Here is a 15,648-nt window from a genome sequence, read left to right as displayed (position 1 = left end):
TTTTTTATTATGGATTTAATATTTCATAAAGTACAAAATGTTCCCAGTCAGAAATCGTGATGCGATAAAACTGTTCAAGGCCAGAGACAATATCTTTCATATTTTGATAAAAATACTTTTGATTGATTTTTAGTTCAGATAAATCGCAAGGAACAGGGTAATCTTGATCGCCTAACATCATCCGTTCGACCATTAAAGCGAGATGCATCGTTAAGTTGAATTTCATTTTTGCACTGAGTTGAAGATTGAAGCGTTTTTCTGTTTTTTCAGTAATGGCCTCAACTTGACGGATAATCACATCAGGGTTTAAGAACTCAAGTTTTTCTGATAAACCTTCTTTTGAGAAGAAATGAATAAACTCATTTAGAAAATTTGGAATATTATTAGGGTGAATCAAATTTTTAAAAATAGACTGCATTTGGTCTTCGGCATCAACATCTAGAACATCTAGTAAGTTAATACTTGGAACGTCAGATTGATTGTCTAAATACGATGTTGTTAAAATTAATGAGGTTTCCTTTAAATAATTCTGATCAGTTGTCGCCCGTTCAAGAATATTTCGAAGTTCATTGAAGTTTAGAACAATCAGTTTGATATCAGGGTTTAAATTCTTCTCACAAATTTCTTTTAGTTTCTTAGAAACATCAGAACCTGAAATACTTGAAATAATAATATTTTTTTCAACAGAAAATCCTTCAAAATATTGAACATTTGTGACAAAAGTTTTTTCAGCACTACGGGCAATTTCATAGAACATCTGTCCATTGACCAATTGATTACCAACTTCAAGAGCGTATGATGTGGTCAAGTTATTGATGACTAAAAGTTCACCCAAAATTTGAGGTTTTAAACTTTTATAAAGTTGTGTTAATGAACCCATATCAACCAACATGATAACACCTTCAGAGGTATCTCGTTCTGAGAGCCAAATTTTAACTTGGGTGATGACATCTCGAATGGATGAAGTCAGAGGCATATTGATTGCATCAAAAATATATTCCCCAGACAGTTTGTTGGCAACAGCTTGAATACTTGTCGCGGTGGTTTCACCATGTGCTACTAAGAGGGCATGATATTTGATATCCTCAGAAAATTTATCTACAAGTAAGATGCCCAAAATAACTTCGACAAATAAACGAACCTCTGGTGATAGACCATCTGTCACGTAATGAGCAAACAATGTAGTTCTAGGATAGCTTTGACTAAGTTTGTTTTTGACTTGTTTTAATAGCTGTAATGACACTGTGTTTTTGTTTACTTGAAGTAAACGAACAACGCTTGTGAGCGCACGTTTTGTTAAATCAAGATTATCAATCATTAGACGATTATTTTTTTCAATTAATGAAATAATTTGATTGGCGTAAACATCTTGCTGAGAATGAAAATTACCTTCCAAAAAATGGGCGTCAAATTGAAACAAATCTTCTTTTAACTCAGGAATACTATCATCAGAATCAAGAATTGAAATAAATGCGTCATTGAGCTGTTCTAAATAATTACTTTTGACTTTTGGAGTGGTTTTTTCAGATGTGATAAAAGTGTAGCCGTGGGCGTGGTCCGACCCGATAATCAAATGCTTTTCAGAATCGTCTTTTCGCAATGAATCAGCACAGTACATCTGAATTTTATTAACCAGACTGCCAACATTACCTGGAATTTGCACGTCAATCAGTTCTTTGAATATCTGATTATCGACTTCAAAGTCACGATTCAAACGAATTGCTTCACGCGCAAATAAATGGTGGAGCAGGGCAATTCTTTCTAATATTGGACGTTCATGTAAGGCAGGAAGGTTTACGGTTACTGAAATACGGCGATAAAAAGTTGGCAAAAGCACATCTTTGGGTTCTTCAGTTGTCGCAAACATCAGTCTGACTTTTGAAGAAATCACTTTCGCTTCTTCACCAATTGGTCTAAACTGACCACTATCCATAAATTGAAATAGTTTTTCTTGGTTTTCATGAGAAAGGCGATGGACTTCATCTAGAAATAAAACGCCACCGTCAGCCAATGCAAGTAGCCCTTTTTTTTCTGAATCCGCACCAGTAAAAGCGCCCTTGGTGTGTCCAAATAAGATTGAAGACAACAACTCAGGATTGTTGGCGTAATCCGCACAGTTAAAAACAATAAATGTTTGGGCTTCATCTTTACGTTTTTCTTTTAAATATTCAAAAATCAATTTGGCTAAATAGCTTTTACCAACACCACTAGGTCCAGATAAAAGCAAGGGTAGTCCTACAGGAGGATAGAGGATTGCGGCTTTGCACTTTTCAATAGCCTCTTGAGCACTCCCGTCGTATCCAATATACTGTTCAAAGACATCACTAATTTCTTTAATGTTACGATTGTCAATTGATGTCCAGTAAACGGGACGAATCCCCATTTGTTTGATTTCATTATTTTCTAAAAGTTCATTTAAGTATAAACTTGTCGCAGAACGACTCAGTTTTAATAGTTCTGCAACTTCAACAGTTGTTAAACCCTTATTTTTACTCTCACTTTCCAAGATATTTAAGATTAAATCGTGTGTTTCTTTTCTCAACGAAAATCACTCCTTATGCTCTTATGCGTGATCGTTTAATTTATGTATTATTTACTTTTATTATCGTCCAAAAAAACAACGCAACACCTCAAAAAAGATGGGAATGCGTTGTTTTTGGGACGAGACTCTTTATTATACTTGAAAAATTAAGTTATCCCTAATCAAGTTTATGCAATACCTAGTAATCCTAAGATAATACCTAAGAACATAATACCAAACATCACCACGTTAACATTGACTTTTTTACGTAATAACCAAAATGCGCCAAGTGTTACGAGTAAAGGTACAAGTCCTACAAATAATTGATCTAAGTAATCTTGCATTTTCATGACTTCTTTACTGCCTTTAACACTAACTTCTAAAATTGTTTTGAATTTAACATTAGAAGCAGTCATACTCCCCATCATCATTAATCCTAACATACTTGAAGCTTTTGTTAAAATTTTCATTCCGCCAGATTCGTACATACGCTCGATAAAGCTTGCGCCAACTGAGTAGCCGCTATATAACGCATAGTAGTGAATTAAGAAGGCAGGAATATTATACAATAGTAAGAAGACAATTGCGCCAAGTGGTGAACCTGTAGCAGCAAGTGAAATTCCAATTCCGGCAGCAACAACACGAAGGATACCCCAGAAGAACGAATCGCCAATACCAGAGATAGGTCCCATTAATGATGCTTTAACGGCTGTAATAGAACTATCGTCAAATGTTGGATCTTCACTATTTTGTTTTTCCATTGATGCAACAAGTCCCATAATAAAGTTGTTGATGTGCATTGTTGCGTTAAACCATGTTGTATGACGCACGATGGCATCAGCTTGTTCTTCTTTTGTTTTATAGAATCGGTTGATGACAGGTAGTAACGTGTAAATTACCCCAACCGCGTGATATTGTGTTGCTCCAGTTCGGCTGGCATTCATTGTCCATGATCGCCAAAAGACGGAACGCATCATTTTTTTCTCTTCTTTGTCTAAATTTTCTTGGAATTTCATGCGAAAAAGTCCTCCTCTTCATCCTCTTTTGTTGCTGGTGCAGCATTTGCAGTTTTAGTTGCGCCAGTTGAGATGTTTTGAATTTCAAAGTCACGTAATGCGCTAATGACACAAATTACCACACCTAGAACAGCTACAGCTACCGCTGGTAAGTTCAAGTAAGCAGTTAAAACAAAACCTAAAATATAGAAGACTGATAGTTTATTGTCCCACAGTAATTTCATTAGCATTGCAAACCCGACAGCTGGTAGTAAGCCACCTGCAGCACTTAATCCATTCATTAATCGTTCAGGAATGTGGTTTACGAATGATTCAACAGGTCCACTACCTGCTAAAACACCAATAAAGGTAATTGAGGCAATAATCAAGTAGTAAATTAGCCAAGTACCATAGTGCAAGGCAACAATCATTTTTTGATTATTTTCACGAGCTGCTTTATCAAGCATTGGCGCAAAGATATTCATAAAAACGTTTTTCAAAAACATTACAACGAAAGCAGCAAGCATACCAATTGGTACAGCAAGTGTTAAGGCTGCTTTTTGTTCAACATTAGAAATAATAGCAAAAGTTGTCGCCATTGTTGTTGCAGTAACAGGTTCTGCAGCAATGACGCCCCCAATATTTACGTTACCTAAGAAAATGGCTTCAAGAGCAGCACCCATTAAAACCCCAGTTTTCATATCTCCAAGTAAAAGACCTGTGACCAACCCAACGACAAGTGGTCTTTCCATCATGCTTTGGCCAGTTAAATAGTTACCTGCAAAACAGATAAATACTGCCAAAGCAGCCATTATTGCATTCATCAACATATTTTCTTACCTCCAATAATCCATTTTTTTATAATTTTTCAAGTGCTTCTTTTAAACTTTGTTGAGGGTTTGTTGGTAGAACTTGATTGTAACTATTGACACGATCAAGACTTGCTAATTCTTTTGCGGCTTCGATTTCTGCTGGTCCTAATTGAACACTAGGGAAGACCATTTTTTTATCAGCAGGATCAGTTTTATCAAAACGACCAGCATTTGCCACGTTCACAGTCTCAAGATCTTCAACTTTTTGAGCAATGCGATTTGCATCAGAAATGCAGTTTACAATTACAAAGATTCTTTTATCTTTGCCACGTGGATCATTAAATAGTTCGATTGAATCTTCAACTGAACGAATTAATAATTTCATGCCATTTGGGACAGCCATTTTTAAAGTCATTTGCATCACTTTGTTGTTTGCTGCTTCATCATTCGCAACGACCAATAGTGGTGCATTTAATTCTTTTGTCCATACAACTGCAACTTGACCATGAATTAAGCGGTCATCAACTCTAATTTGTGTAATCATTTTATTTCCTCCTAGAAAATGTCTTCTTCGTCTTCTTCAATAGTTGTTGGTACCAAACAAACTTGACTTTCATTAATTGTGTTTTCAAGTTGTTCTTTTGTGATCGGTTGATCCTCAGGCAAGAACATTGTTGAAAGCACAACAGCTAAGTTTGCGTTGGATACAACAAAAATATTTTCTTTACCAGCAGTTAGCACTTCGGTTACGACTTTTTGGTTGACACTTCCGCCGAATAAATCAGTAAAAATAATTGCTTGTTCATCGTCTTTAATGCTTGCGACAAATTCAGTAATAATAGGGGTGTAGTCTTCTTCAGTCATATAAGCGTTGATTGCTGTAATACTATCTCCTTTCTCTGCAAGAATGTTGAGTGAACTTTGAATCCCTTTTGCCAGTTCACCATGGGATGCCACTAAGTACTTCTTTTCCATATTTATTTCACCTCACTTATATATTAGCAATTAGCGTGCCAAGTTTTATTTTTGTGCGGAAAGTTGATACACTAAGCTATTTTTGACCAAAAATAGTGTTTAAACACTATGACTTTTAGATAGAATTGTTTAAACACTAATCATAAGTATGTGGAAAAAGCACCGATTTACATATGATAAGGCACACGATTGAGTAATGAGATGGAAATACGGATCAAGCAAAATTTTTTATAGGAAAAAATGATATAATAAAAATGGTAGGGAAAAAATACGGGTGATGTGAAAAGAGGATAATAATGAAAAAAAAGTGTTGTTAGTAATTGATATTCAAGCGGGAACAGCCAATTTTCTTGCAGGGAGGGATGCCTTTATTGAGAGAGTAAATCAAGTGATTCTATCTGCAAAAGAAAAAGAGATTCCTATTATATATGTCAAGCAAGCCATGAGAGGCAATTTGGTGAATAATCTCATTTCTGAGGAAGCTGATCCAGTCGTCACAAAAATGAGACCTAGTGCATTCACCTCACCTTCATTTTGCGAAATCGTTAAAAAATTGGAAGTTGATAGTTTTATCGTTGTAGGATTAATGAGTAATGCCTGCATTCAAAGTACTGTTAAAGCGGCGCTAGACAGACAATATCCTGTTACTTTAATTGAAGATGCGCATGATTCAGTCATCAAACCAATGCGTCAAATTTGGAATAAAAAATTGAACGCGCTAGGTTGTAACCTTGTTTCAACCAATCAGTTTATCAGTGAAAACTAATGGATGAAATATTGACGTTAAGAATGAATCATCATCAAAATATTAATTGTCAGACTACTGTTCAAATGATCGAAAAATCAAAGATAGTTAAAAAAATCACCTCTGAAACAGATTTAAATACATTGGGGAAGATTTATAAAATTCTTGCACTATCTGAAATTCCTTTTGCTGCTGAACTAGCCTACACGAAAAAACTGATCAACGAAATAAATACAGAAATATCTACTGTTGAAGGATTTTCTTATACTGGCAAGGTAGAAGATATTGTGCCTTGTTACAACGCAATGCTTTTGGGTGCGTATTGTCGATTAGGACTGGGGCACACTCAAGAGGCGCAAAAAGCTTTGAATTGGATCAAAAAGTATCAAGTATTTCAACGGAATCAACTAACAAGATGGTCTCATAAAGGCATTTGTAAGCATGGTGGTTGTCTAAATGCGGTTACCTGTTACATCGGTATTGGAAAATCAATCAAAGGTCTGCTTATTTATCGTGATTTGGTATCCCAAAATGATTGTGACGTGAATCAGTTGATTGATCAAGGCATTGACTATATGTTAAAACATCAAATGTATTTGAGATTATCGGAAAATGTTCCGATTAGCCCTCATATTACAGACAGCATTTTTCCAGAGACGTATCCATTATCATTGACTGACTTAGTTGAAATTGTTGGAAGGGCGCAATTAAAAAATAGAATAGAGGTGCAACCTTTATTAAATCTGATAGAAAGTAAAAAAACAGTAGACGGGGGATGGAAAGTCGATTATCGATACCATTATCAAGGCTATATGCCATTTGAAACAAGACGAAAAGATTCAGAATGGCTAGCTTATTTTTACAATAATTGGTTGGGGTAGGGTGTTATTCTTCTGTCTATTACTCATCATCAATCTTGCTATTTTATTTCAATCAAAACATCCTACTCTTGATAAATCGAAAAAAGCGAAGCATCCTAATTTTGAGGATGTTTCGCTTTTTATGTAAAATTATGAGTGTTGTTTTTCTGGTAAGAGTTCTTGAATTTTATGGAGCGCAGTAAAACCAAAACTACATAGAATACCAATAAAGAAGTTAATGACGCCGACTTTTATTAACAAGAAATTTAAACTGTGTTCTAAACTAGGGTAATAGAATGGTAATAGTGAAAAAATATATCTTGATAAAAAGATACCCATTACCTCAAATAGCACGATAAAATTAGCCTTCTTATGAATGTCATTATTTTGAAGTGTAAAGATATTTAAACTTTGATGTAAGTATTTGAAGAGAAGTAACGCAATAACAAAACCAATAACGCCACTCGCAATCACCAAAGGTATAGAGTTTGCAGTTTTGACACTGTAAATATTGATTCCAGCAACGACCATGGGAACATAAATTAAACGATGACCGAAGCCTTCATTTTCAATGATTCTTTCTTGGGATAAACGGTAGCCTAAAAATAGAAGTACAACTAAACCAATCCAAACTGTAACGGGTGTTCCAATAATAAATTTCATATTATTCATCTTCATTTTTGAAATTTCGAATCACTTTCATAATGACTTTCATTTTTGATTCGGCTCATTATATACCCGCAACTTTATTTTTTTCAAGCGAAAACATTGAAAAAGACAAACGATTGTTTAAGGAGTGGCTGTCATTTTTTTTAGCCCACAATGAATGCTTATAAATCCGAATCCTGTGACGATAATTCCAAAAATTAACAAAGGCGTTGGACTAATAAAAGTTCTTAAAAAGAAACTGCCAATTAAATTTCCTAGAACACCACCAATTGTCATTGTTGCTGTAATCAAAGATTGTCCAAGTGTGTTGTCAGAGGGATCTAAATACTGATTAAAAAGGTAAGCAGATGCAGGAATAAAGAGTGCAAAACTCGTTGATTGTAAGAATTGTGTGCTGATCATTAAGCTTGGTGTAAAGGCAAGAAAGAGTGCAATGCTTCTAATGAAAAAAAAGATTGCAGAAAAATTTACCCAATACTTACTGTCTTTGATTTTGATTAGACTTGAAAAGAAGAACATCGCTGGAAGTTCACAAAAACCAGCAATCATTAAAGCAATACCGAGGTTTGCAGATGTACCTCCTCTCCCAGTTAAAAGATGGCCAAGTAAAGAAGTGACAAAAGTATGGAAAATAAATAGTGAGGAGAAACCAATAAGTAATTCAAGTAAAAATGGGTATTTTGAAAATAATAGCGTCATCTTTGTTTTTTCAACGTCCTGACTTGATTCTTGATGATGTGATGAAGATTTTAATAGCAAAACTGGGACAAATAGTAACAGACTTAAGCATAAAACAATGAGAGGTAAATACTTAGGTGAATATCGTGAGAGTATTAGGCCAACAACAAATGATGATAATGCGAATCCTATCGAACCGGCACCTCTTGAAACACCAAAGTTAATTGGAATATTGTGATTGATAAAATCGAAGCCAAGTGCATTAATAAAAGGTTGCATTGTGAGAATTAACACGAGGCTGATACCAAACCCAAATAAAAGAAAAGCTCCAGAATTGAGGATGAAAGGTAAAATCAAGAGCGAGAGAGAAGTCAATGTATTTAAAATAATAATTATTTTAGTGAGCGAATAATGATACTTTTTGATAATGGCTTCACTAATATAGGGTTGTAAAAAAGCCGAAATGAGATTTGCAAGAGATAGCATGATACCAAAAGACAGAGTACCATTTGAGATGGGTTTGCCTTGATTTTTAACAGCGTAGATAAACAACATACCTGCAAAACTATAGATACTACAATTCATCGCCCAATAAATAAACTGTAATGTAGCATAAATAAAAGTCGTATGTTTGGTCTGTATCGTATTTTCCATTGATTTGTTCACTCCTAATCTTAATTGATGCTAAAAAACGCAATTTGTATTTTCATAGTACCATATAGGTAAAAAAATTGTGAAAGTGTTTTTAAGTTTTTTGCTTCTGAAAGTAAGATATCTTCTAAAACCTTAGGGTAATTTAAGAACCTTAAAGTAAAATATTTAAGTATTATTTGGTATAGTAGTGTTAATAGACCTTGCAAGGAGGAATGTCATGAATCAGCCAATGAAACCAAATCAAACGAATAAACAAATCAAGAAAAAAAGAGCGCAATTTATCATGATTATGATAGTCCTTGTTTTATTTATTTTTGGGGTTGTGAAAATTGTAAACAGTCAAAAGAAGTCGGCGCTTGACCATACAGAACCAAAGCAAATTCAGACGACAACATCAAAAATAAAAACAACTGAAAGTAGCGCAAATTTACCATATGAACTAACAACACCTGCCTTTAGTCAAAAAGCTGGGAAAAGGATTCAGGAACGTACTAAGAATAAGGATTTAAAATTGATTATTCAAACAGATGAGCGCTGGGGCACTAAATTTTACGGAACAGATGAAAAAAAAGATACAATTGCACAAAATGGCTGTGCAATTGCAGTTTTGGCAATGATTGATTCGTATTGGCAGAAAAAGAATACGTCTATCGATGATATATTGAAATGGTCTGGAAATCAGTATTTTCATCAAGATCAAGGCACAGATTGGATTATTTTCCCAATGTTTGCGGAAGAATTTGGTTATCAGGTGGAGCAAACGTTAGACTTTGATAAAATTGAAAAAAGTATATCCGATGGTATTCCAATCGTTGTATCTGTCTCACCAGGAACTTTCACGGATAATGGTCATTTTTTAATTCTATTTGCTGATTCTAACGGAAAATGGATGGTATTAGATCCTAATGATAGTCCGAAAAAGAAACACTATGAACAAAATTTTGACCGTGAATTATTTCAAAAAGAAGCACTAAATTTTTGGATATTTACAAAATAGAAAGCCACATGTCGAAAACGCCTATCTTTGGGAGTTTTTTTGACATGTGGTTTTTTTTAGTGTTGCAACGTAATCAAAGTCTTACGAAATAGCATAGTGATTAGACAAACGATAAGGGCAATTGACCAGCCTACTCGGATATAGTCTTCTTGATTGAGCGTTTGGATGATTTGTCCCCATATGAGTTGACCCAATGGCGTCGCAAGTGTTGAAAGTAAGAGAACAAAAGACATCATGCGCCCAACCATATTTGCGTGAACCTGAAGTTGAATGGCACTAATCAGATGTACTGAAATATAGGAAATTAAACAGAGGATAATACTAATTAAGCTTAAGATAAGATAAAAAGTTAGAGATGAATCAAGCTTAAATTTGAGAACATAGCCAAAAATGATAAAAATAAAACCAATTATAATCATAAATGTTATCAAAGGCTTATGTTTTATCTTGGCGAAAAGGCTGTAGAGAATGGCACCAAGCAATCCGCCAAATGCAAAAAAGGTTTGCAAGATGCCATATTGTTGATCAGTTACCGCTAAGATTACGCGTGCGAGATAAGGAATCACCACTTGTACAAATGAGGCTAGAATAACATTTAATAAGAATGCGAAAAGACAAATTTTTAAAATAATTGGTTGTTTTTTGAGTTGTTGAGTAACTTCAAGATAGTCTAAGCGAACGCTATCTCTAAACGAATGAATTTGTTTTTGTAACTTCTCAGGTATATTTAGAAATAGTTCGCAAATCCATGCTGCAATGAATAAAATGATACAGATCGAATAAGAGAAGTTTACAGCGTTAAAACGATAGATCAGACTTGCTAATATTGGTCCTATCAACGAACCAAACATACTGATTGCTGTCACAAAACCAGTCATTTTTTGAATGCTTTCTTCGTCATATAGAAGAGATAAACTGGCTTGTGATAAGGGTGTTTCAAACGCTGAAATTAGCCCGATAATAAATACAAATATCAGAAAAAACAGATTACTTTGTTTGTATTGATTAAGCAACATAAAAAGTGCTGTGATTAGAAAATAAGCACCATCTAATGCCATCATCATTTTTTTCTTAGACATCTGGTCAATCATGACACCTGCAAAAGGTAAACAAAGCACGCGCCCAAAAAAAGTAGCCGCAATAATTAAACTAAACATTTGAGCAGAGTGTGAGAGATCAAGAACGTAAAGTGCAATCACAAATTGTAGTATGGTTGTACCAATAACGGAGAAAAGTTGACTGAACAATAAGAGAATGGTGTTTAACGATTGTTTTGTCATATGCTAAGCCTTGATTTTTTTTATTTTTGAAAAGAGTCGTGATAATTGAATAATGGCAATTGTCGTTAAAGTCAATGTCACCAGACTTAAAACTAAGGGTCCAAGCGCTAGGAAATTACTTGGTATTGAAAAAATAAGAACGCCCATTGTAACGGTCAAAGCAATTGATTTTTTTCGCCAGCCAATAAACAGAGCGATTAACATGATACTACTGACCAAAATGGCGGCAATAAAAATCATGGGTATGGTTCGCAATACATATACAAAGTGCATTGGTTGTTGTAAGATTGGTCTGATTTTTTCGCTTGTAAAAAAGAGTAGCGTGGAAAAAAGACCACTGATGATGACACTGGACATACAAAATAGGATACAAGTCGCAAGTTTGGCTTTAAAGATTTTCGCTCTTGAAATGGGATAGCTTAATGTGAGATAGATGGTGTTTTCACGATAGGCATCAAGAACAATTCGGCCTAATAAAGCCGTTCCGATACAAACAAAGCCAGCGATGTTAATCATGAGTCCTAGTGCAAAGATAAATTGAGGATTTGTCAGTTCGAAATCAGCTGTAACAGAAGCGTCAAAGTGAGGTACAAAAGATAGAAAATACATAAAGCCAAGACTAACAATTGGCATCACAAGGCTTGCAATCAGATATGGGATAAAATTAATTTTTTTAATTTCTAATTTGATAAGTTTCATTTAGTGGATCTCCTTCCATTTCTTGAATTAAATAGTCTTCTAATTGTTCGCCGTATTGTTGTTGGAGTGATGTAAGTGGCGCACTAAATCTTAGGACACCGTGATTCATCACGCCGATTGTTGTGGCAACAGCTTCGACTTCCGAAAGAATATGACTTGACATTAAAATAGCGAGGCCTGATGCTGCAAGATTTTTCAGAAGGATGCGCATTTGACGAATGGCATTTGGGTCTAAACCATTAAGGGGTTCATCAATCACCAATAAATTCGGCTCATGAATGAGGCATCGTGCTAGCATTAAACGTTGTCTCATGCCAAGCGAAAAATTTTTAACGGATGTTTGATTTTCTGGAGCTAATCCTACTAATTTGAGAGTATCACTCAAATGTGATGTAGAGAGCGGATAGTCCATATAGGTACAATGAATGCGTAAATTATCTTCGGCAGTTAGGTCCTCATAAAAAACGGGTTGGTTGATACTCATGCCAATTTTCTTACGTGTTTGTTGGGTGATGGGATGGCCACCAATGCTTATTGTGCCATTTGTCGGCAAGGCTAATTCAGCAATCAACTTAAACAAAGTTGACTTTCCAGCGCCATTTTTCCCAAGAAGTACATAAATTTCACCTTTCGCAACAGATAATGAGAGGTGATGGATGACTTCCTTAGTGCCGTAGTTCTTTTCAAGGTGTGATAAGGTTAAATAATTTTCCAAAAAAATCCCTTCTTTCTCGATAGATACTCTCGGTATGTATCGCATAATAAAAATATACATACTATAGGTATGTATTATCTAAAAAAAATAATTAGAGTAGCTAATTATTTTTTAAATAATAAATTAAATGATTTGCCGTTTGAATTAGTTCGTCATTCAATAATGGAATACCAAGTCCCTCAAACGTTTTTTTTACAAATCTAACTTTTCGGTATAACTCTTCTTCAGGTAATGATGTAATTTGAATACCAATCCATAAATTGAGCGTGAGCATCATTAACTCGGCTACTTCTTTTGGATCATCAGTCGTGATTGAACCATCCTCAATCCCTTCTTCAACGACTTTAGTTAGTTCGGGAACGATTTGTTCAAATGTCATTAAATATTTTTCACCGAGAATGCGTGGGCTTTTTAGTGTCACGCCTGCTGAATAGCCAATTTCTTGTTTTCTGAGACTACTGAAAGAATCCATTAGTGAATTTTGGAGTTTTTCTAAACCAGTGTTACCACGCCAGTTTTGAAGATTTTCTTGTGTATCACTTTCTTCCATAACTGCATTCAGAATATCAATTTTTGAGTTGAAGTGATGATAGATAACGCCTTTTGTCATCCCTCCAAGACCTTTGACAATATCTTGAATAGTGGTTGCATCATAGCCTTTTTCCAAAAATAATTTTTCAGCAACTTCTAAAATTTTTTGACGACTTTCTTCAGGATATTTATTTCTTGCGATTTTAACAACCTCCCTCGAAACAATAATCTTAAAGACAGTATTACATACTGTTGGTATCTATGTCAAAGGAAAATTTAAAAAGGGGAAACCAATGAAACAGAAAATGTTGACTTTTAAAGTGAACCAACTTGATATATGATAAAAGAGTAAATGTTGTATAGAAACAGGGAACACGATCCTTGTTAATGAAATAAAAACCTATGTGATGTTGATTTATGAAGAACTTAACTGTTATCTTTAGTAAGAATGTGGAAAAGAATTAGTCGCGACACTTCAAAAAATGTTTAATGTGAAATTCAGCGATTGATAAGGTCAGTTAAGAAATCAGCATAAGTAGATTAACTATTTTGAAAGGAATGTTTTTATGGCAAAGTCAAAGTTATCCAGCTTTGAAAGTACGATACATGTTCAACGCGCGATACATCGGATGACCCAACAAGAACTTGCTGATAAAGTAGGGGTTTCACGGCAGACGATTATGCAACTTGAAAAAAATAAATACAATCCTTCCTTATTGTTGGCACATGACATTGCTTCACTTTTCGACGTGCCAATTGAAGAACTATTTATATTTAAAAAAATCGAGGAGGATAGATAAGAATGAAAGAATTTTTGGAGAATTTACCGGTAAATCATTGGTTATCGTATACTTTATTTTTTTTAACGATTTTTGCTATTATTTATAATTTCAAATTTTTCTTTAGTAGAGAAGGAAGAGACTAAAGAGGGCGACTAGTATTCGCGAGAGCAAGTATGTGTACCTTTTTTATCACTATTGTTTTGTTCAGTTACTATTGGTTTCATATAGGACTCTTTAGTATCAGTGATAAGGCGACCAGTTTCGTAATATTGTCAAGCATAGCGTTGATTTGTATTTCTCAGTCGTTAGCTATTATTATTTTTAAGCATATAGAAAACTAGAGACAATGATTTTTATTAAAGTAAAGAGAGTAAAGCAAAATTATAGATTTTTTTTGATTTTTTTACAGTGCTTTTTAAATTTATAAACTTAGAGAGGAGAAATGCTATGAAAGAATTCTTAGAAACGTTACCGGTAAATCATTGGGTAGTACTCACAATGCTTATTGTCGGTGCACTTGCATTTATTTATAGTGTTTACTATTTCTTTAGTAAAGAGGGACGTGATGAACGAGGGCGTTCGGTTTTTGCTAAAGCAAGTATGCTTACTTTTGTCAGTACAATTATCATTTTTTCTGTCTATAGCGCGTATCCTGAATTATTTGTAATAAGTATGAGAGCGTCTAGTTTTTTGATTGTTTTGGGACTAGCTATTGTTACAACGATTCAATTTATAGGAATCGTATTGTTTAATAAGTTTTTGTAGGAAAAATCGTGAGAAACCAATAAAATGTGCTTTATTAATAATTTTGGAGGAGAGATAAGGATGAAAGAATTCTTAGAAACGTTACCGGTAAATCATTGGGTATCAATCACGATGTTAATTGTGTGTTTACTTACATTTATATATAGTGTGTCCTTCTATTTTAGTAAAGAGGGACGTGATGAACGGGGGCGTTCAGTTTTTGCTAAGGCGAGTATGCTTACTTTTGTCAGTACAATTATTATTTTTATTTTGTTTAGTGCATATTCTGATTTATTTGTAATAAGTTCAAAATCAGCTAGTTTTTTGGTTCATTTGGGGCTAGCCCTTGTTACGACGATTCAATTTACAGGAATTGTGCTGTTTAATAAATTTTCTTAGGAAAGTCGTGAGGGTGTTCTAGAATGTATTTGATTATTGAAATAGTTTTTGTACTGGGATAAGGATCAAGACCTTTTCATCAAATAGACTGACAAATTATACTTCTTAGTCATCATTTTACTTACTGAGCAAATTTCATAATCGTAATGCCTTGATACATTAACGTTCTAAAAGCAATAAAAATAAGAACCTCCCCATCTGTTATAATTAAGATGTCACGACAGACCCTTAAACAGAAAGGAAGATTCCTATGTCTATCATACAACAACCAACGCTTTTTGACATCCAAATTCTACAAGAACTTGAGATTGAAGTAAAATATCAAGAGTTTTTCTCCCCGTTAGAGCTAACGCCATTGATTGCTTTATTTCAAAAAGAGAATACTGTCGGCGCGCCAGTTACCATTAATTACGAAGCAGCACTTCGTGCTGTTTTAGTGAGCTTTTTAGAAGGCATTCCAACAATTAAAGCTTTAGTTATGAGAATTAAGCAAGATGTTCGATTTAAGCTTAGTTTAGGATTTCTATTTGGCGATAGAGATCCATCTGAAGCCACATTTTCACGAATCTTACATGTATTATCCCAAAGAATT

General features: G+C 34.4%; 18 protein-coding genes. 7 read left to right on the top strand and 11 right to left on the bottom strand.

Features of this window, described 5'->3' with window-relative positions; all coding sequences use genetic code 11:
- Positions 1-7: 7 nt before the first annotated feature.
- The 5 genes from ESZ54_RS10855 to ESZ54_RS10835 all read right to left on the bottom strand — a co-directional run bounded on the left by ESZ54_RS10855 (position 8) and on the right by ESZ54_RS10835 (position 5,303).
- A complete protein-coding gene (locus tag ESZ54_RS10855; RefSeq protein WP_136137678.1) occupies positions 8-2,542 on the bottom strand; it encodes a sigma 54-interacting transcriptional regulator in 2,535 nt (844 codons plus the stop codon).
- A gap of 167 nt (positions 2,543-2,709) precedes the next feature.
- Positions 2,710-3,537 carry a PTS system mannose/fructose/sorbose family transporter subunit IID gene (locus ESZ54_RS10850; RefSeq protein WP_136137677.1) on the bottom strand — a complete coding sequence of 276 codons (828 nt, stop codon included), beginning with the start codon at positions 3,535-3,537 and terminating at the stop codon, positions 2,710-2,712.
- Complete coding sequence (locus tag ESZ54_RS10845) at positions 3,534-4,346, bottom strand: PTS mannose/fructose/sorbose/N-acetylgalactosamine transporter subunit IIC (RefSeq protein ID WP_136137676.1); 813 nt, start codon at positions 4,344-4,346, stop codon at positions 3,534-3,536. Before ESZ54_RS10845 ends, ESZ54_RS10850 begins: the two co-directional genes overlap by 4 nt.
- A gap of 28 nt (positions 4,347-4,374) precedes the next feature.
- On the bottom strand, positions 4,375-4,872 hold the full coding sequence (locus ESZ54_RS10840; RefSeq protein WP_136137675.1) for a PTS sugar transporter subunit IIB: 498 nt from the start codon (positions 4,870-4,872) through the stop codon (positions 4,375-4,377).
- 11 nt (positions 4,873-4,883) lie between these two features.
- Positions 4,884-5,303, bottom strand: coding sequence for a PTS sugar transporter subunit IIA domain-containing protein (locus tag ESZ54_RS10835; protein WP_136137674.1), 420 nt, complete (start codon positions 5,301-5,303; stop codon positions 4,884-4,886).
- Between the two features lie 307 nt (positions 5,304-5,610).
- Here ESZ54_RS10835 and ESZ54_RS10830 point away from each other — a divergent pair, with 307 nt between their 5' ends.
- Positions 5,611-6,069, top strand: a complete 459-nt coding sequence (locus ESZ54_RS10830; RefSeq protein WP_136137673.1) for a cysteine hydrolase family protein — start codon at positions 5,611-5,613, stop codon at positions 6,067-6,069.
- The gene (locus ESZ54_RS10825) at positions 6,069-6,929 is read left to right on the top strand and encodes a hypothetical protein (RefSeq protein WP_239433799.1); all 861 of its coding nucleotides are present in this window, start codon (positions 6,069-6,071) and stop codon (positions 6,927-6,929) included. The genes ESZ54_RS10830 and ESZ54_RS10825 overlap by 1 nt, the downstream gene beginning before the upstream one ends.
- A gap of 129 nt (positions 6,930-7,058) precedes the next feature.
- Here the strand turns inward: ESZ54_RS10825 and ESZ54_RS10820 are convergent, their stop codons facing one another.
- Together ESZ54_RS10820 and ESZ54_RS10815 are read right to left on the bottom strand one after the other, a co-directional pair.
- Positions 7,059-7,580 carry a hypothetical protein gene (locus tag ESZ54_RS10820; RefSeq protein WP_136137672.1) on the bottom strand — a complete coding sequence of 174 codons (522 nt, stop codon included), beginning with the start codon at positions 7,578-7,580 and terminating at the stop codon, positions 7,059-7,061.
- A 117-nt stretch (positions 7,581-7,697) separates the two neighbouring features.
- Positions 7,698-8,909 (bottom strand): MFS transporter, encoded by a 1,212-nt coding sequence (locus ESZ54_RS10815; RefSeq protein WP_136137671.1) that lies wholly within the window; start codon positions 8,907-8,909, stop codon positions 7,698-7,700.
- A 217-nt stretch (positions 8,910-9,126) separates the two neighbouring features.
- Here ESZ54_RS10815 and ESZ54_RS10810 point away from each other — a divergent pair, with 217 nt between their 5' ends.
- Positions 9,127-9,906 (top strand): C39 family peptidase, encoded by a 780-nt coding sequence (locus tag ESZ54_RS10810; RefSeq protein ID WP_136137670.1) that lies wholly within the window; start codon positions 9,127-9,129, stop codon positions 9,904-9,906.
- A gap of 56 nt (positions 9,907-9,962) precedes the next feature.
- Here ESZ54_RS10810 and ESZ54_RS10805 read toward each other — a convergent pair whose 3' ends face one another.
- From ESZ54_RS10805 to ESZ54_RS10790, 4 genes are all read right to left on the bottom strand, one after another.
- Complete coding sequence (locus ESZ54_RS10805; RefSeq protein WP_136137669.1) at positions 9,963-11,186, bottom strand: MFS transporter; 1,224 nt, start codon at positions 11,184-11,186, stop codon at positions 9,963-9,965.
- A gap of 3 nt (positions 11,187-11,189) precedes the next feature.
- The gene (locus ESZ54_RS10800) at positions 11,190-11,885 is read right to left on the bottom strand and encodes a hypothetical protein (protein ID WP_136137668.1); all 696 of its coding nucleotides are present in this window, start codon (positions 11,883-11,885) and stop codon (positions 11,190-11,192) included.
- Positions 11,860-12,600, bottom strand: coding sequence for an ABC transporter ATP-binding protein (locus ESZ54_RS10795; RefSeq protein WP_136137667.1), 741 nt, complete (start codon positions 12,598-12,600; stop codon positions 11,860-11,862). The genes ESZ54_RS10800 and ESZ54_RS10795 overlap by 26 nt, the downstream gene beginning before the upstream one ends.
- 100 nt (positions 12,601-12,700) lie before the next feature.
- Positions 12,701-13,333, bottom strand: a complete 633-nt coding sequence (locus tag ESZ54_RS10790; protein ID WP_136137666.1) for a TetR/AcrR family transcriptional regulator — start codon at positions 13,331-13,333, stop codon at positions 12,701-12,703.
- 364 nt (positions 13,334-13,697) lie between these two features.
- Here ESZ54_RS10790 and ESZ54_RS10785 point away from each other — a divergent pair, with 364 nt between their 5' ends.
- The 4 genes from ESZ54_RS10785 to ESZ54_RS10770 form a co-directional block, all read left to right on the top strand.
- A complete protein-coding gene (locus tag ESZ54_RS10785; RefSeq protein WP_136137665.1) occupies positions 13,698-13,931 on the top strand; it encodes a helix-turn-helix transcriptional regulator in 234 nt (77 codons plus the stop codon).
- A gap of 429 nt (positions 13,932-14,360) precedes the next feature.
- The gene (locus ESZ54_RS10780) at positions 14,361-14,678 is read left to right on the top strand and encodes a hypothetical protein (RefSeq protein ID WP_136137664.1); all 318 of its coding nucleotides are present in this window, start codon (positions 14,361-14,363) and stop codon (positions 14,676-14,678) included.
- A gap of 60 nt (positions 14,679-14,738) precedes the next feature.
- Positions 14,739-15,056 (top strand): hypothetical protein, encoded by a 318-nt coding sequence (locus ESZ54_RS10775; protein WP_136137663.1) that lies wholly within the window; start codon positions 14,739-14,741, stop codon positions 15,054-15,056.
- A 250-nt stretch (positions 15,057-15,306) separates the two neighbouring features.
- The coding region (locus tag ESZ54_RS10770; RefSeq protein ID WP_136137662.1) for a transposase at positions 15,307-15,648 on the top strand (342 nt) is incomplete at its 3' end.

It is taken from the genome of Vagococcus silagei (genome assembly GCF_004795745.1).
Classification (GTDB): domain Bacteria; phylum Bacillota; class Bacilli; order Lactobacillales; family Vagococcaceae; genus Vagococcus; species Vagococcus silagei.
This window is presented reverse-complemented; position numbering and strand designations above follow the sequence as displayed.